Here is an 18,508-nt window from a genome sequence, read left to right as displayed (position 1 = left end):
ATGCGAATGTGGGCTGTTGAATCAAGCTTGCGGCGACGTGGTCCGCCCGGGAGTTTGTCTGAGGCTGGTGCCCGAGGTTTCCCCCGACACGGCAATCGCGATCAATGAAATAACCGCGCCACCAATCAAGTAGAGGGCAGGTGAACTCCCGTTCCCGGTCGCTGTCACCAACCATGTCGCGATGAACGGTGCAGTTCCGCCCGCGAGCGCAGCAGCGGCGTTGTATCCGATTGCCATCGAAGTGAACCGGGTCTGCGTTGGGAACATCTCCACCATCATGGTGAACACGCACCCGGAATAGACGCCGAAGATGATCCCGAGCATCACCTGACACAGGAGCACGACAACCAATCCGCCAGAATCTATCCAGACGAAGACGGGATAGGCGAGGACCACGTAACCGAGTCCGGCAAGGGCCATTACCGGTCTGCGGCCAAAGCGATCGGAGCTGCGAGCCGCGAACGGCGTGACAGCGATCTTCACCACCAACGCCACGGCGACAACGAAATACGCGCTCCCGGCGGGAAGCCGGCCGCCTTCGGTGAGGTGGTTGGGTAAGTAGGCAAGAATCAAGTAGTACGGCACCATATGGGTGATCGCCACGCCGGTGCAGCGCACAATTGCGCCACGGTCCTGCCGGACCGCCTCCCGCAGTGGCGACTTCGCTCGTTTTCCGGCAGCCGCAACTTCCTGGAATATCGGTGATTCGTCGACACGCAGGCGCAGGAACAGACCAACGAGGCCGATCGGCCCCGCGAGGAGGAACGGTATACGCCATGCCCAGTCGTCGACGACGGTGTCACCGAGCGAACCCGCCAGGAGCGCAACCAATGATGCACCGATCAGGGGTCCTGCGTTCGCCGCCATCTCACCGAACCCGACAATGTAGCCACGCTTGTGCACGGGGGCGTGCTCGGCGAGGAAGGCAACCGCGCCGGCCAGCTCGCCACCCGCCGACAGACCTTGTATCAGCCGCATCGCGAGGAGCAGAACTGGCGCGGCAACTCCTAGTACCGCGTATCCGGGCAGCAGGCCGATCAGGAATGTCGAGCCACTGATGAGCAGGATGACAACGGCAAGAGTGTTTCTCCTACCAATACGGTCTCCGATGTAACCGAACAGAACACCACCGAGCGGTCGGATGAAGAACGACACGGCAAATGCCGCGTATGCCGCAAGCACGGTGACCGAACGGTTGTCACTGGGAAAGAACGCGGCTCCGATACTGCCCGCGAGGTATCCGTAAATTGCATAGTCGTACCACTCCACGCCCTGCCCGATTGCCGCGCCGAAAATGACTCGCCGCATGCTGGGCGCATCCAATGCGGGGGGAGACAAACTGGCCGTCGTATTGTTTTCGCAGGGCATGGGACTCCTCTGTTAGACCAGTGCTCCTCGTTGCGCAGCTGGCGAGAACGTGACTTGGTTAGTTGCGGAGCGTGTATCACCCCAAGGCTTGGGCAGGGCGCTGACGCGACCCACCCAAGCCCAGCCGACTAGCTATTTCGGATCGATGAGGACCCCAGGGTTCATCACCATGTTGGGGTCGACAGTCTGCTTCACCGCACGCAAAGCTGAGGTGAACAGCTCCGGACGCTGCCGGTCATACCAGGGGCGGTGGAAGCGGCCGACTGCGTGGTGGTGGGTGATGGTGCCGCCGGTGGCAAGAACCGCGTCGGAGGCCGCCTGTTTGATCGCGGCCCATTGTTCTAGCTCGCCGCCCGGCTTTGCTGAGGCCACCACGGTGTAGTAGGGGGCGGGGCCGTCGGGATAGACGTGGGTGAAACGGCAGGCGACGACGCCATCGCCACACTCGCGCTTGACGGCCTCGGTCGTCGCCTGCATCACCCGTGCATGAAGCTCAGGGAACGCGCTCCATGTGCACGCGGTCTCGAAGGTTTCTCGCAATACACCCATGCGGGAGTAGCCCTCCTTGTAATGCGGGCCGCGCACAAAGAAGTTTCGCCATTTGCCGGCCGCTCCGGAGTGGCCGGCTTCGGGCGCCGATCGACCCTGCAACGCTTCAGCGCTCACCCGGCCACCGTGGTCGGCGCAGATCTGAGCGGCGCGTTGCATCCATGTATCCAGCGGATGGTCGGCTGACTCAAAGGCGAGGACCAGGATCGAGTCGGAGCCGTCGGACGCGCCGGACAGCAGGCTTTCTGTCGGGTCGAGCAATCGGCAGTTGGCCGGCGCCAGACCAGATTGAGCAAGGGCACGTACGGCGTCCACAGCCTTGTTGAAGTCACTGAACGGCACCGATGTGGCGACCTTGAACGTTGGCTTGTCCTGCAGCCGCATCCATGCTTCGGTGATGACGCCCAGCGTGCCCTCGGAACCGATGAACATGCGGTCGGGGGAGACCCCGGCCCCGTCGGCGGGAATGCGGCCGGTCTGCAGTGTTCCCGAGGGGGTCACGACACGCATGGCTTGGACGTAGTCGTCGATCTGAGTGAATCCAGTGGCGAAGTGCCCGGCCGCCCTGGTCGCGATCCACCCGCCGAGGGAGGAGAATTCAAACGCCTGCAAGAAAAAGCGCATCGACAAGCCGTGTGGTCGAAGCTGGTTCTCCATGTCGGGTCCGAGGACGCCGCCCTGGATCAATGCCGAGCGGGAGGCACGGTCGATCTCCAGCACCCGGTTCAGGTGGCGCAGGTCGAGGCTGATTGCGCCGCGGTAGTCGTCGGATACGATCGGTTCAATGCCCTGGGCTACCGACGAACCGCCGCCGTAGGGGACGACGGCGACGTTGTTGCTGTGGGCCCAGTCGAGCACAGATACGACATCATGTTCGGTGCGGGGGAACGCGACGAAATCCGGAGGGTTGTCGAATTGTCGAGCCAACCCACGGACGAAGTCGCCCAGATTCTTGCCCAGAGTGTGCTCGGCTCGCGTCCACGTGTCGTTCTCACAGATGCCGGCCAGCGATCCGGGCGCATGGACCCGGGGCTCGCGCAACTCGATTTCGCTGATGTCGGGTGCCTTAGCTAGCTCGCGGAGTCGAAGCCCGAACTTGTCCCGGAGCATGCCGCCGATTTCGAGGATCTCCGAGTCGCTGACGCTCGTGTCGGCATAGCCCCAACCCCAAAACTTCCGCTTCCGCGTGTCGAGGTGTTCCTCAGTCATATTGTTCATCGCGTCCTTCCTAGACAGAGGTACCTGGCGGTACCTGAACGGGCGGCCACATCGGACGCGCCAACAGATGGGTGATTGCGGTGATCGGTCGGGGGAGAGCTAGCGACGATGATCGAGCCGCTCAGGGACATCGGACCCTCCTCGGGATCGGACTGTGCGTGCCCCTCGACGGAGACCGAGTAGTTATCGGGGCGGATCGCACGATTGCTGCCGGTTCGTCATGTGACCGAGCCGGTTATGGTCTGGCCATGACGCATCAACGAGGCTATGTCACGGATCACACGTACGCAAGGGCGGATTTCATGAAGCGGATACAGATTCCATAATCCGAAATTCGAGTCCCCCGCGCGGTTGCCGCTAAGGGGCCAGCCTTATTGATGCGCCGGTGGCGAGTCAGGGGGTGGGCTTCGCGTGACCAACAGTTCGTCACGCTAGTTTTCCAATTGCTCGATGGACCGGCCTGAACTGCGAATACCTAGACGTTCAGTCTGACGAGCGGGAAGTCACGTGACGGTTCTGCGCCTTGACATGTTGGTGGTGCCCGCGGAGGCCGGCGCCGCTGACATCGTGCCGCGCGGGATAGTTCCGAGATCCTTGCTTCATCGCGCGGTGCAACCTATGCTCCCATGTGGATGATGGTCTGGCCATAAATTAGGTAAGACGAATTATGGTGTCCAGATCGTTGTACAGGCCCATGTGGGCTCTGGCCACAGCACGAGGAAGTACACCGACTGATGGCCGAACCCCTAGAAGCTGCGTGATAAGGAGAATGATGGGTATTGCGACGGTCAATCCGGCCACCGGTGAAACGCTCCAAAGCTTTCGCCCGGCCACCGACGCCGCCGTGGAGGCCACGATCGGGCGTGCGTACGACGGATGGAAGAGTTACCGAGTCACCGATTTCGCTCAACGCTCGGCATGGATGCGGGCGAGTTCCGATCTGCTGGCCGTGGACAGTGCCGATGTAGCGCGGTTGATGACGACTGAGATGGGTAAGACGTTGAAGGCGGCACGTGCGGAGGTCGACAAATGCATCCGCGCCCTGAACTATTTCGCGGAGCAGGCTGAGCAGCTTCTGGCAGACGAGCCCGTGGAAGCCAAGTCGGTGGGAGCGGTGCGTGCGTACGCGCGATACGAGGCGATGGGCCCTACCCTCGCGGTGATGCCCTGGAATTTCCCACTCTGGCAGGTCATCCGGTTTGCCGCGCCGGCATTGATGGCAGCCAACGTCGTCCTGCTCAAGCATGCGTCGAACGTGCCTCAAACCGCTCTGTACCTTGAGGACTTGTTCCGACGCGGCGGGTTTCCGGACGGCTGTTTCCAGACGTTGCTGATCACCTCGGGCCAGGTGGAATCGGTTCTGCGCGACCCGCGGATAGCCGCGGCAACACTCACCGGCAGCGAGCTGGCCGGCCGCTCAGTTGCCGCCATCTGCGGTGATGAGGTCAAGCGCACTGTGCTGGAACTCGGTGGCAGCGATCCATTTGTGGTGATGCCGTCGGCCGATCTGGATCGAGCAGTCGAAGCGGCGGTTACGTCCCGTATCCAGAACAACGGTCAGACTTGCATCGCCGCCAAACGATTCATCGTGCACACCGACGTGTACGACGCTTTCACCGACGCATTCGTAAGTCGGATGCGCGCGTTGCGGGTTGGAGATCCGCTGGACTCGCACACACAAGTCGGCCCCCTGGCCACCGAACAGGGCCGGGTCGAGATCGATGAACTGGTAACCGACGCCGTCGAGCGTGGCGCGCAGCTCCTGTGCGGTGGCCGCGTGCCCGATGGTCCGGGCTGGTTTTACCCTCCGACGGTGGTCGCTGGCATCACGCCCGAAATGCGCATGTATTCAGAGGAGGCGTTCGGGCCGGTGGCGTCCGTCTATCGCGTTAGCAACATCGACGAGGCCATCGAGATCGCCAACGCCACGCCATTCGGTCTGGGATCTAACGCTTGGACGACCGCCGCCAGTGAGCAGAAGCGGTTCACTCGCGACCTCGAAGCGGGGCAGGTGTTCATCAACGGGATGACCGGCTCCTACAACGAGCTCCCGTTCGGCGGCACCAAGCGGTCCGGGTACGGGCGTGAGCTTTCCGCTCACGGCATTCGTGAATTTTGCAATCTCAAAACTATCTGGGTGGGCGCGTAACGACATTGCCAGGGCTCCGCGCAGACCTACTGAAAATCTGAACGAAGGCTCCCCGGGGACGCGCCAACGTGTAGCTCACTCGGGAAAGCGTTTCGTGTTCGAATAACCCTACGGCGCTCCATGTCAGGCTTGTAGCAACTTCTCGGCAACCACTCGGTTACGTCGAGTGGTTGCCGATATAGTGAACTGAAAGAAAGTCCGGTTGATCACCGCCGTGCGGTCTCGTCACAACAACCTAGAGGTCACCGGGTCACGACCACGACAGCATCACTGCTTGTCAAAGTCCTAGCCATCATCGCAGAGCCGAGCGTTCCCCAACGACTGGTGTCGCAGCACTATCCGGATGCTGACAAACGATCCACCGATCGCTATTGCTACACAGCCCAAGACCGACAACCCAAGGCAGGGCTCAGTAGATGCCAGCGGGTGTTACCGACACCCGGTGGCCCGTAGAGGATCGGCCGCCTCGACGACGTTGAGCCACCTCAGGGCAGCGAGGCACACACAGCATCACGGCGGGTAGTCTTGGGCTAACGGGGGTTAACGGTTGTCGTTTGCCAGGAGCTTGGGACCATGGTGACCTAATTTTGCCAGGGTGATGGGACCACCCCCTGGATTGCCAGTCATAGGACCACCGTCGTGCCGCGTCGGTGGTCATGTCATGTTGTTCGCTCGATCGTCGTGACAGATCACGTCACGGAGGCAGGCGGGCATGGCTTTTCGGGACGTCAGTGTGAATGAGACCAGGGAAGTGCTGCGGGTGTGGCGGGGGGGTGGAAGGGCTACCTGCGCTGGGGTATCGCAGGATCGCCGAGCATTGCAGCCTGGACCGTAAACCGGTGCGCCGCCACGTCGAGGCCTGCCCAAGCGGCCGGTTTGCGCCGCGACGACGATGTCAGCGCGATCGATGACGAAGTGATCGGGATGGTCGCCGACGCGGTACGCCCGGTCGGCCAGATGGTCACGGCGCGGCGTGGGAACAGCTGCTGGGTTTCGAGGAGAGCACATCACCGCGTGGGTGGCCGGCGACGGCGAGGCGCGGCCGTTGACGATCACCGAGATCCAGACGCTGTTGACCCGTCAGGGGTGTGTGGTGCCGTACCGGACGTTGAACCGATTCGCCACGCAGCGTTGTGGTTTCGGCCGAAAAGACACCTCGCTGCGGGTCAACGACGGTGAGCCATCCACGGTGGAATCGAGCTGGAAGTCGATCGCCCACACCACCTTCGGCGCATCAGCGGCGATCGGCGGGACACCCGTGACACCGCGGCTCGCTTGTGTGGGCGGGTCACATTTATCTGGAGACCTTCCTCGCGCCGCAGTCGGTGGACCTTCTCACGGCGGTTGTCGTAGAGCAACACCACCCGACGCAACGCCAGCACCTGTGGCACTGCGTACGAACGCAGCCAGGCCGGCAGATCGATGTCTGGGTGTGAGTGGGTGCAGCGGGCCAGCCCAACTGCCTTGCACGCCAACCACGGCGATCTCCTCACCGGTCTTTCCCTCCGCGGTCAGCTCGTCCGCACGGCGCAGTTTGCGTGCGATGTCCATGGCGGAATGCCGCTTCCGGCCAGCCCCCGACATCGGGCTGCAGGACTCCTGAATTGCCTGGACTCATTCAGCGGAAACACGCCACATCTGCGCAGAAGCCTGGGGCCACGGTCGAGGACGGGGGCGAGGCCGGACGCGTTGTGGCCACCAAAACCAGCGCCCAAGTAGTGCTGCGATTGAGGGAGTCATTAGCGACCGCACGACAACGGTGTCGAACAGTAGACCCAATCCGATGGTGGTGCCGACCTGCCCAATGACGATCAGAGTGCTTATCGCCATCGACGCCATCGTGAAGGCGAAGACAAGGCCGGCGGCAGTGACCACGGAGCCGGTTCCGACCATCGCCCGGACGATGCCGGTATTCAACCCGGCGTGGATCTCCTCCTTCATTCTCGACACCAGCAGCAGGTTGTAGTCGGCGCCGACTGCCAGCAGGACAATTACTGACATCGGTAACACCACCCAGTGCAGCGGAAGGCCTATGACGTGCTGCCACAGCAATACCGATAAGCCGAATGCAGAAGCCAGGCTGAGCACAACGGTGCCGACAATGACCGCCGCTGCCACTACCGCACGGGTAAGGATCACCATGATGATGAAAATTAGGATGAGCGCGGCAACGGCGGCAATGATCAAGTCGTAGTCCGCTCCCTGTTGCATGTCGTTGTAGGTCGCCGCACTGCCCCCCAGATAGATGCTCGATCCCTCCAGGGGTGTCCCTTTGATCGCATCGGCGGCTGCGACCTTGAGAAGCTCGATGCGCGAGGTCCCTTGTTCAGTGAGTGGATCGCCCTGATGAATGATCGTGAAGCGAACTGCCTTACCGTCCGGAGAGAGGAACAACTTGATGCCACGTTTGAAGTCGTCGTTGTCGAAGGCTTCTGGGGGCAGGTAGAAGGAGTCATCGTTCTTCGCCGCGTCGAATGCCTCGCCCATCGCCGTGGAGCCCTTAAGTAGCGCCATGGCCTGGTCCTGCTGCGCCTTCTGCGTTTGATACTGATTGAGCAGGAACTGCTTCTGGTTCTTCATGCTCTGGATCATCGACGGCATCACCGTCACCATGCGTCCCGTGAGATCAGCCATCTGATCAAGGTCAGGCACGATCGTCTGGAAGTCATCCGACATCGTCGAAATGCCATCCAGGCTTTCGAATATCGAGCGCAACGACCAACACATCGGGATGTCGAAGCAATGCGGTTCCCAGTAGAAGTAGTTACGTATCGGGCGAAACTGGTCGTCGAAGTCAGCGAGATGGTCCCGCACAGCGGACATATTGTCCGCTGTGACAGCAGTTTTCTGGGACATGCTTCGCGTGACCTCAGACAACTTCTGGGTGATGCTCTGCATCTCGGTCATCGACTCGATCGTCGCCTGGATCTCGTCGGCCTGCCTCAGGATGTTGGCGATGACCGTCTGTTGGTAGTCATTGTTCATGAGCTGGCCGGTGCCGTTCTGGCCGATGGAGTATGGAATCGTGCTGTGCTCGATCGGCTTGCCTTCGGGCCGGGTGATTGTCTGAACCTGCGCGATACCGTGCACCCGGGCCAGAGCCTTTGCAATCTTGTCGATCACCAGAAAATCGGCGGGATTTCGCAAATCGTGGTCTGCCTCGACCATCAAGAGATCCGGATTCATCCTAGCTTTGGAGAAATGGCGGTCAGCAGCCGCATATCCAACGTTCGAGGGGACGTCACCCGGAAGGTAGATGCGGTCGTTGTACGTCGTGTGGTAGCCGGGCAACGTCAGCAAACCAACAAGAGAGACGGCCACCGCAGCGACCAGAATTGCGCCCGGCCAGCGGACGGTCGCAGTGCCTATCCGACGCCACATCCGCTGCTTGCCAGCGTGTTTGGGCTCCAGCGCCTGGCCGAATCGGCTACATACCGATATGACCGCCGGGCCTAACGTGAGGGCTGCGGCTACGACGATCACCAAGCCCACTGCCAATGGGATGCCCATCGACTGGAAGTACGGCAAGCGAGTGAAGTGCAGGCAAAGGGTGGCTCCAGCGATCGTGAGTCCCGATGCAAGCACAACGTGCGCAGTGCCATGGAACATCGTGTAGTACGCCGTTTCACGATCTTCGCCGACTCGACGTGCCTCTTGGTAGCGACCGATAAGGAAGATCGCATAGTCGGTGGCCGCGGCGATGGCCAACGTGACGACCATATTGGTCGCGAAGGTAGTTAGCCCAAAGATATTGTGGTAGGCCAAGAATGCGACCAAACCGCGCGCACCCGACAGCCCAAGGGCTACCATGAACAACACGATGAGTGTTGTGATGATAGATCGATAGACGACCAACAACATGACCGTGATGACAGCGAAGGTGAGAAGTTCGATCAACTTCATGCTCTCGTCACCGACGGTAGACTGATCTGTGGACGTTGCCGCTGGGCCCGTGACGTATGCGTTAACTCCTGAGGGGGCAGGCGTTTCCGTGACCACTTTGCGCACGGCCCTAACCGACTCGTTGGCTAAGGCCTCGCCCTGGTCTCCGGAGATGAACACCTGGACGAAGGCGCCCTTGTTATCAACACTCTGCGCGCCTGAGGCAGTGAACGAATCGCCCCAGAAATCCTGGACATGTTGAACGTGCTTAGTATCAGAACGGAGTTCTCGAACAATCGTGTCGTAGAACTCGTGCGCCGCGCCACCCAAGGGTTGATCCCCTTCGAGTACGACCATTACCGCGCTGTTCGTGTCGTACTCCTGGAAAACCTTGCCGACACGTTTGGTCGCGATCATCGACGGAGCATCGTTGGGACTCATCGAAACCGCACGCAGCTTGCCGACGTCTTCGAGCGTCGGTACCACGGTGTTGAGCACTGCGATCAGGGCGATCCATCCTAGGATGATTGCCACCGCGAACGTGCGGATCAGCCGGGGCATCCGCGGATGCGGCCGATACCTTGAACTGGCGAGGGGACCGGTAGGTGTTTCGTCCACTGGTGTGCTCATGCGAACTTCACCAAGCAGAAGGTTTCGGCGTTCATGCCTGTAGCGGTTCTCTCGTCTTTGACCACGTCATCGACCGTGATTCGACAACTTATGCTGTGTCCGTCGCTCTGCGCCAACATGTTTGGTGATACGGACGGCGACGTCGTGGTCAGTGTCAACGACCACGGAACCCTGACGTCCCCAGCACGCTGGGGTTTGCCGTCGAGGTTGAGGTAGTTGATGGTGGCAGTCGCGCCTGAACCGAAGACCTCGTACGTCACTACCTTGGAGTTGAGACCCTCGGCACTCTCAGCCCCTTTGGGCGTCACTATGACTGGATGAGAACCGAAGACAGAGCGAGCATTCTGTACAGCCAGGGCGCCGGCCGCGATGACGCCAATGACCAGAATTGGGATCCATATGCGCCCTATCATCCGCGTCACTGAACGCCCCCGGCGCGAGTGTTACTTTCCGCGGAATTATGCTCTGCCCGGGAGGAAGTGGCTGGTCGATGGAGGCTAGGGTGTGATCCAACGGATCGCGTGACAATGGCCGTCATGATTTTTTGGCCTTCCGGCGGTCTGATCGGACCGACCAATGGCGCCGAGTTCGGCGGGGAGTCCGAGAGTTAGAATATCCGACAAAGTGAATGCCTTCGATGTATTTAACTGTTGTGCTCCTTACACGGACTTTGAGTGTTGACGTTGGATTCGCGTCGCCCGCCGGCGCAGGGATGCGTTAGACGAATTGGCAGCGCAGCGTCGCTGCACATTAACTATCTGTCTCTAGAGCTTAGAGCCAGGCCGCAGAAAAATGGCTTAAAGCGGATGTTCGAGTAGGCACCGCGTATCGGCGTTTCTTCCCAAGTGGAATTGTTCGAATCCAATCTCTTCAATAATGGTCATGATCAGCTGACAGCGCTAGCCCACCACACGGCCCGCCAACACGACGATTCGTGGCAAAGTATTGAGCTTGCTCATCGAGCGGGGACCGAATGCTGCACGTTGCCTCAACGGGGACGGGACGAAAGAGTATCGGCAACTGGCGTATTGCCAGTCATAGCGTTTCCGGCGAGTATCAGGCGCAAACATGCGCCGCTTCTCGCTTTTCGTTTTCAGACTAGCAAGCTATGCCCTCTTATGATCCGGTGTCCTCGTTCGTCATCGGTCTACGTCGGTCGCGATCACATCTCGCCTCTGCTCCGTGGTTGTCGGGCATACCAATATTTCTTCTGCAAGCCGTGATGGCTTGCATTGACCTCCGGAGGGCGCGGGCCCAAAGTCATGCGAGGCAGCCGTGCGGAATCGGGATGGCGTCGATGGGGCGGCCGCCGTTCGACCAGCGGTGCGCACCAACCGCGTTCTAACTGTGTCAGCCCGATTTCTCGCACGCGGGTTCTCGACGGCTCGTGGGCGCTCGGGCTGCCATCCGGGCGGCCCGAAGATGTAGCCGAGCTTGTTGCGCAGTCCTTTGGCACAGCGAACGTCAGCAACCATGTTGGCGTACTCGCCATACTGCAGCTTGAACAAGTTATAGGTGTTTACGGGCTTGGTCAGTCCGTAGGCCGGCCGGTGCAGCTCCTCCTGAAAGCTGCCGAACGCGCGGTCCCAGATGATCAGGATTCCGCCATAGTTCTTATCGAGGTATTCGGGATCACTGCCGTGATGCACACGGTGATGCGATGGAGTGTTTAACACGAACTCCACTGCCCGAGGTAGTTTGCGAACTAACTCGGTGTGGATGAAAAACTGGTAGATCAAGTTGAACATGAACGCGGAATAGATGCTCCAAGGCGCAAAGCCCAGCAGCGGCAGCGGTGCCCAGAAGATGGCCTCCGACCACGGGTTCCACTTCTGCCGCAACGCGGTGGTCAGATTGAAATACTGGCTGGAGTGGTGCGCCTGGTGCCCTGCCCATCCAATTCGGACGCGGTGAGAGAACCGATGATTCCAGTACCAAGCGAAATCGACGACAACCATCAACAGCAGCCAGCTCCACCATGTGTTCGTCGGGACGTGCCAGGGTGCCGCGTAGGTCCACAGAAAAACAAAAACAAGCAGTGTTGACAGTTTGAACAAAAGTGAAGACACAATCGAACCCAAACCCATCCTCAGGCTGGTTTGGGTGTCTTTGCGCAGGTAGCCGGTCACATGCTCGCGGTTGTGCGCCTTCACTGCGGCGGCTTCAACGGCGATGAACGCCAAGAACACCGGCGCCGCGTACAGCACGGGCATGTTGAGCGGTTGCCACATCTGGGACAGCATCCAAACTCCTCACCGAATTGATCTGACGGTAAGTTACCATACGGTCAGTTTGCGGGTCAATGCCGTGCTTGAGTACGCTGCAAGCAATGGGATCAGCGAATGTGGCAGGCACAAAGGGTGTTCCGCGTGTTGAGCGCGAGCAGCAGATCCTCGATGCTGCGATCGTCGAGTTTGGTCGACGCGGCTACGCCGGCGCTTCAATCGCCGAGATTGCCAGCCAGGCCGGAATCTCGAAGCCGCTGATTTACGGCTACTTCGGGTCCAAGGAAGGCCTGTATATCGCGTGCGTGCAGCGAACGGGAGCCAGACTCGTGACGGCGATCGAGCGAGTGTTAGGCAGCGCGGACCCCACGATGAAAATGGCCGAAGAGACCCTGCGAGCGGTATTCACTGTGTTGCAGACGCAACCGCTTGCATGGAACGTCGTCTATGACCGGTCGGTCCCGGACAACAGCGAGGCCAAGATTGCCGCTGAATATGTTGTGGACTGTATCCATGGGCAGGCGGTCCGAGGAGTCAGCGCGATTCTCACCGCGCGTGGCTTTACTGATCCACTCGACATGTCGGCACTCGCCGCGGTCTGGGCAAGTACAGTGACGGCTTTGGTCAACTGGTGGTTAGTCCATCCCGAACAGACTGCTGAGCAGATGACCAAACGCAGCGCCCGCATTCTAGCCGCCATTGGTGCACCGCATTAACACCTGCATTGGTGACGCTGCCGGGGCCTGCTACACGATCAGGTGAGGGTGCCGGTCGCGCGGCCTGACTGGCCGGTGTGGTTGGCGTGTTTGCACGGGATGGGTCCAGGCAGTTCTAGAGTCCGTAGCCCAATGTCGGGCGAAAGAGAGGCGAATCCCCGTTTCCGGGTCCACCCGTTTCTGGTCGGGTTGGTTTGATCCAGATTTCATTTGAGCCTGGAGGCCGTCGGGATGTGGGATGACCTGGAAGGCTTTGCACGCCCAACCCGTTCCGAAATCGCTCGTTGCAGAGATGCAACATTTGACTAACCGTGGCGCGCTGGCAGCCACTCGGGGAGGCCTCGCTTCGCTGGAGTATCGACGTTGCACTAGCTCCACGTACGCAGGGGCGTTCGCCCCAACGGGCCGCGCGCGCAAGTCGTACCGCCGCCATTGCCCTAGAGGCTCCCGGACTAGACCGTCCTGGCAGCGCCTCGGGAAACCGCCCATAGAGGACCGCAGCCTCACGTCGCTCATCGCGGTGTGACGGGTGACGAGTCACACGGCTCGTCCATTCGGAGCGCGGATGCTAGGTTTGACTGAACGGTAACTTACTAACTAGTCATATCTAGCCGAGGAGCACGGATGCCGCATAAGACGCGATCATGGTGGGGGTGGGGTAACGAGGAGGACGCAGTCACCGGAGCTGAGCGGCAAGGTCTGACCAACCGGGTCGGGACTGTATTCGAAGGTGCGGACCTGACAGTTCACCATGCGCCGAACATCGACTCGTTCGAGGTGCCCGACAGCAGGGTTCGGCCGCCCGGCGGGTTGGCGTCGATCACTTCCCACGATGCTCGAGACCGACTGGCTCATAGTCACGGTCAGTCGTTCCGCGATGTGGTTCGGGCGCTGCTTGGCAGACTCGACCATGTTCCTGATCTGGTCGTGCGGCCGCGCACCGAAGCCGAGGTCGTCGATGTCCTGGACTGGTGTGCGACTGTCGGTATAGCGGTGGTGCCCTTTGGGGGCGGCTCTTCGGTGGTGGGAGGTGTGGAGCCGAGAGTCGGTGGCACTTATGCCGGTACAGTGAGCCTTGACCTGACAGCGATGAACAAGGTGCTGGAGGTCGACCGCATCAGCCGGGCGGCTTTGGTGCAGGCCGGGGTTCTCGGCCCGCACCTGGAGGAGCAGCTCAAGGGATTCGGTCTGACCCTGCGGTTCTTTCCGCAGTCGTTTCAGTTCTCCACGCTCGGTGGCTGGCTGGCGACCCGGGCCGGCGGCCATTACGCCACTCTGCTTACTCACATCGACGACGTCACAGAGTCCATGCGGGTCGTCACCCCGGCAGGAATCAGCGAGTCCAGGCGGCTACCGGCCTCCGGCGCCGGCCCATCGCACGACCGGTTATTCCTGGGGTCGGAGGGCACGTTGGGCGTCATCACCCAGGCATGGGTGCGGTTGCAAGATCGACCGAGGTGGCGTGCGGCCGCGTCGGTGAGCTTCGCCGACTATGAGGCGGGCGTAACCGCCGCGCGATCGCTTGCGCAGTCGGGACTATATCCGGCCAACTGCCGTCTGCTGGATCCGATGGAGGCGTTCATCAACGCCGGTTCTGCGACCGCGGTGCTAGTGCTGGGCTTCGAGTCCGCCGATCACCCTCTTACGGCCTGGATGGAGCGAGCGTTGGAGTTGTGCCGCGACCACGGCGGCACACTGCAGGAGCCGGCGCGCTATACCGAGACCGCCGACCAGGTCGCACGCAGCGGACCGTCAGACACATGGCGCTCTGCGTTCCTGCGCATGCCCTACCGACGCGACGCGCTCGCCGCCCAGTCGATGATTGTGGAAACATTCGAGACTGCCTGCACCTGGGACCGGTTCAACGACCTTCGTGCCGCCGTGAATACCGCCGCTGAGGACGCCATGCGCCAGGTCGGCGTCCCAGGCGTGGTGACGTGCCGATTCACCCACATATATCCCGATGGGCCCGCCCCTTACTTTGGTATTTATGCCGCAGGACGATGGGGGCACACCGTTGAGCAATGGGACCAGATCAAGCTTGCGGTGTCTGAGGCTTTGTCCGCCGCAGGAGCGACCATCACCCACCATCACGCCGTCGGCCGCGACCACCGCCCGTGGTACGACCGACAGCGGTCCGACCTGTTCGCTCACGCCCTACAGGTCAGCAAGACCGTGCTCGATCCTGCAGGAATCCTCAACCCCGGTGTAGTCATTGACCCTGCCCCGCTCAGATGATCCGGTCTCTCGACGATCGTGGCACCATTGATCGCCGACACTGCGCCGGTAATCGGAGCCGTGATCGTCAGGGATGTGACGATCTTTCCGGCGCTTTTCCCGCGCTGACCTTGACATCATCTTGGTTTTCGGGCGCGGGCCACGGCTGGGTGCTGGCCGCGGACCGTCGTTAGTCCGCGTCGAGGATCGACGCGTTACCGAGGGCGACGAGTTCGTGTTCGGCCACAATCATCCCGGTGGAGGGTTCGACCAGGCAGACCGCGCCGTGATCGGGCACCACGGCCATGGTGGCGCCGACCAGTCGGGAGGGTACCGAGTAGCGCGCGGATCCGTAGCGCACGCAGGACAGGCGGTCGACCCTGCGTAGCACCAAGGCCGCGCCGATCTGCAGGCGCAGCGATGGGAGTGGTTGCAGCAGTTGACGTTCGGAGATCAGGCGTTCGTCGGGGAACGGCCGCGATCTCCGAGTGCTCCAGGGCGTTGACCTCGACGCACCACGCCGCCGCGGCGGTGTTGGCTGACCGTATTTCAACAGCCACGCCGTCGACACCAGCCTGAGTCAGCAGTGGCAACCGCGAGATCGCCTGGGGCGTAACCGCACAGGTTCTCCACGATGCCCTTCGACTGGGGATCGTTGGCGTGGCAGAAGTCCGGGGCGAAGCCGTAGTGGCTGGCCAGGCGGACGTAGTCCGGCGTCGGGACAACCACGTTGGCGACCACACCACCTTTGAGGCAGGCCATCCGGTCGGCCAGGACCCGCGCCGGGACGCCGCCGATCGCGGCCAACGCCTCAGCGATGATCGCCAGCGTCGTGGAGGCCTTCTGGTCGGTGGCGAAGCGCACGAACCCCCATGGGGAGAATGCCAGCACGGCGCAGAACAGGATCAGCCCCGGTGCGGCCTGGGCCCAGTCGATGACCAGGTACCCGCCCGGTGACCAAACCGCCGGACGCCTGCCAGAGTGATTCTCGTTGCGCCACAACGCCTTCGCATCGGCGACCAGCCGCCTGAAGTTGCGTGCGGAAGCCTCGTAGCCCCGGCGCGGGCGAGCGGCAACAACCGTTTGGCCGAGATCCGAGCGTGTGATTCCTCGACCCGTTCGGCGACCAGCTCGGCCACCGAATCGTAGTTGTGTGCCCGTTCGGCCCGTGGCGGCGACGGCACGCCGGCCTGGTCGGCTTCGAATTTATCCACCACCTTCTTGACGGTGCGGTGGGTGGTGCCGCACTCCTCAGCGGCGGCCCGATACGACCCGAGCTGTTGGGAGGCAGAAATGATGACCATACGTCCTTCGCGGACTTCAATGGATCTCCCCGGTGCTGGCGGCGATTGGTTGGCGCCTTCACCGTCACCATCGAACCCCGCAGTTCCTGATCGACACGACGAACACGGGGTGGATACTTTTAGCCGGCCAAAACTGTTTTGATCGCCACGGACAAGCCACAGCAATGTCCGAGGCAGCTGAATCCGCACGCGAATCCTGGGCTTCACCTCAACGTCGGGCCAAGGGGCCGTACCGCGAGCGCCCCGCCAGCGAACGTTCCACGCCACATGTGATGACTGGAAGCAGCGCCAAGCCGGCAAGCCGAACCATTGCCAGTCCATGATGCGAAATCATCTTCTGTATTCCGGAAAAGTCTTGCGGAAAGTGTGATGCCAGTCATACCATTGCAAGTGGTCTGACCGAACCAGACGGAGACGGAGTGACTACCCCGCCGCCACGTCGCCGATCCCGACTCGGCGCACCAGCAATCCACGCCGAAGTGAAGTCTCGTGTCAATCGAACGAAAGGACGATGACGGACTTATGACAGCAAGCCCAGCTCAAGCGTCACGCTCTGAAGAGTCGTAGGGAGCTTTCGAAGGCGCCTGCCGCCATGTTGCTGAGCGTCAACGCGGCGATCCTTCAGTGCGCCAATTGCGCTTGCCGCTATAGACGGCAGACTTCAGACCGGGCAGTCGGATTCAAGAATCTATTCCTACAATCCCTGAACCGGCCTTTATCTGTTTCGGATTCATTTGAGCCTGCCGCTACGTGCCGGTACCCGTTTTAAACTTTTGCCGCTCTGAGGGCAAAGTTAGCGTGCGTATTTCGCGCGCTCGCCCATTCGAACGAAGGAGAGAGTATGGAACAGTCCACCCAAACGGCGCAGCCGGCCGGAAAATTGCCTAGATGGGTATCGCACGTAAAGCAGATTGGCCCTGGTTTCGTCGCGGCGATGACTCTGCTCGGAGCCGGCGAGCTTATAGATGTAACGGTCGCTGGGGCGAACTATGGTTACGCCTTGATGTGGGGCTTTGCATTAGTCTTGCTCAGCAAGTTCTTTTTCATGTTCATGATGTCGAAGTATCAGCTCCTTAATGGACAAGGGCTGACGATCATGCAGGGTTTTGGCAAACTGGGACGAGTTTTCCCTTTGGCTACGGGGCTGGGCCTCCTGCTCGGCATATTTGCGTACGGCGCTTTTTACGTGCCTGCCGCGGGCACTGCGTTGGCCGAACTCATCGGATCCAGCTCATCTTCTGCCAAATTCATCGGTGCGGTGGCAACAGTGGCACTTGCAGCGTTTATGCTGAGAGCCAAGCGGGCCTATGCAATTGTCGAGAATTTCAGCCGGTTAGTTGTGCTGCTACTCGTGGGCACCTTCGTTTTTACCGCGATCTCCCAAGGGCCCTCCCTGCTGGCGCTGGTTAAGGGACTGTTGTTCAGCGTGCCGTCCGAAAAGGGCATGTTTGGCTCTCTTTACGTCGTGGTTGCACTAATTGGGGTAGCTGGAGTCACCCCCGCGGCGATAATCTACAACTATGCAATTTACGAGAAGGGCTGGCGTAGTCCAGGCCATCGTGCTACGCAAGTGCTCGACCTACTGGTATCGATCGTAGCTATTGCCATCATCGACTTCAGCATATGGGTTGTCGCCGCAGAGACTGCGCACGGTTCCGGATTCGCTATCAGCGATACCGATGATCTCGCCAAGTTGATGCGACTTGCAGTTGGTGACATTGGGCCGCCACTTCTGTGGCTTGCAATCTTCTTTGCCTCATTTACATCCGTAGTTGGTACGGTTTTCCTTTTCAGCAGGGCAGTCGTCGATGCGTTACGTAATGCCTTTCCTTCGCGTCACGAACGTAATACCGATATAGACAAGAGCCCAATCATTAAGCGGCTGACTGTCCTGGGGCTCGTATTGCCGCTGCTTTGCGCTACCCCCTGGGCGCCCAACATGGTGGTCCTCGCCATTGTTGCCGTCACGATCCCGCTGGTAGCCACACCATTCATGCTTATCGGGCTGATACGTCTCACCGGTAGCACCCGATTTTTGCCCGCTGAATTCGTTCGTCGATGGCAGTCAGGATTGTTAGTCATCATGACCGCAGCTGCGCTCGTATCCCTTGTTATTGCCGCACACGGCCTGGTCGGGATCGTACGGACGCTTACGGGGTAAGAAGTGCTAACTCGCATCGGACGGGGCTTCCAGGCGAGGGCTGAGTTCGTCACCGTGACGATTCGTCTCTGTTGGGTGGGTTACGGGGA

General features: G+C 60.7%; 8 protein-coding genes and 2 pseudogenes. 4 read left to right on the top strand and 6 right to left on the bottom strand.

Going from position 1 to position 18,508, the window contains the following annotated elements; translation table 11 throughout:
- Positions 1-21: 21 nt before the first annotated feature.
- Both BTO20_RS37290 and BTO20_RS37285 read right to left on the bottom strand, forming a co-directional pair.
- Positions 22-1,368, bottom strand: a complete 1,347-nt coding sequence (locus tag BTO20_RS37290) for an MFS transporter (protein ID WP_087083438.1) — start codon at positions 1,366-1,368, stop codon at positions 22-24.
- Positions 1,369-1,500: 132 nt separating this feature from the next.
- Positions 1,501-3,126 (bottom strand): FAD-binding oxidoreductase, encoded by a 1,626-nt coding sequence (locus BTO20_RS37285; RefSeq protein ID WP_198344626.1) that lies wholly within the window; start codon positions 3,124-3,126, stop codon positions 1,501-1,503.
- Between the two features lie 781 nt (positions 3,127-3,907).
- On the opposite strand from BTO20_RS37285, the gene BTO20_RS37280 reads away from it, so the two are divergent.
- Complete coding sequence (locus BTO20_RS37280; RefSeq protein ID WP_087083479.1) at positions 3,908-5,284, top strand: NADP-dependent succinic semialdehyde dehydrogenase; 1,377 nt, start codon at positions 3,908-3,910, stop codon at positions 5,282-5,284.
- A 1,614-nt stretch (positions 5,285-6,898) separates the two neighbouring features.
- On the opposite strand, the gene BTO20_RS37265 is transcribed toward BTO20_RS37280, so the two are convergent.
- The 3 genes and pseudogenes from BTO20_RS37265 to BTO20_RS37255 form a co-directional block, all read right to left on the bottom strand.
- On the bottom strand, positions 6,899-9,796 hold the full coding sequence (locus tag BTO20_RS37265) for an MMPL/RND family transporter (RefSeq protein WP_087083432.1): 2,898 nt from the start codon (positions 9,794-9,796) through the stop codon (positions 6,899-6,901).
- Positions 9,793-10,209, bottom strand: a complete 417-nt coding sequence (locus BTO20_RS37260; protein WP_087083430.1) for an MmpS family transport accessory protein — start codon at positions 10,207-10,209, stop codon at positions 9,793-9,795. Before BTO20_RS37260 ends, BTO20_RS37265 begins: the two co-directional genes overlap by 4 nt.
- A gap of 975 nt (positions 10,210-11,184) precedes the next feature.
- Positions 11,185-12,039: pseudogene (locus tag BTO20_RS37255) on the bottom strand (sterol desaturase family protein); the annotation flags it as partial.
- Between the two features lie 86 nt (positions 12,040-12,125).
- Here BTO20_RS37255 and BTO20_RS37250 point away from each other — a divergent pair.
- A complete protein-coding gene (locus BTO20_RS37250) occupies positions 12,126-12,737 on the top strand; it encodes a TetR/AcrR family transcriptional regulator (protein ID WP_087083477.1) in 612 nt (203 codons plus the stop codon).
- Positions 12,738-13,361: 624 nt separating this feature from the next.
- A complete protein-coding gene (locus tag BTO20_RS37245; protein WP_087083426.1) occupies positions 13,362-14,975 on the top strand; it encodes an FAD-binding oxidoreductase in 1,614 nt (537 codons plus the stop codon).
- A 126-nt stretch (positions 14,976-15,101) separates the two neighbouring features.
- Here the strand turns inward: BTO20_RS37245 and istA are convergent.
- A pseudogene (istA, locus tag BTO20_RS37240) lies at positions 15,102-16,279 on the bottom strand (IS21 family transposase); the annotation flags it as partial.
- A gap of 820 nt (positions 16,280-17,099) precedes the next feature.
- Here istA and BTO20_RS37235 point away from each other — a divergent pair.
- Positions 17,100-18,419 carry an Nramp family divalent metal transporter gene (locus BTO20_RS37235; protein WP_087083424.1) on the top strand — a complete coding sequence of 440 codons (1,320 nt, stop codon included), beginning with the start codon at positions 17,100-17,102 and terminating at the stop codon, positions 18,417-18,419.
- Positions 18,420-18,508: the final 89 nt, after the last annotated feature.

It is taken from the genome of Mycobacterium dioxanotrophicus (assembly GCF_002157835.1).
GTDB lineage: Bacteria > Actinomycetota > Actinomycetes > Mycobacteriales > Mycobacteriaceae > Mycobacterium > Mycobacterium dioxanotrophicus.
Note: the sequence above shows the minus strand (reverse complement) of the source record. Positions and strands in the feature narration are given on the sequence as shown.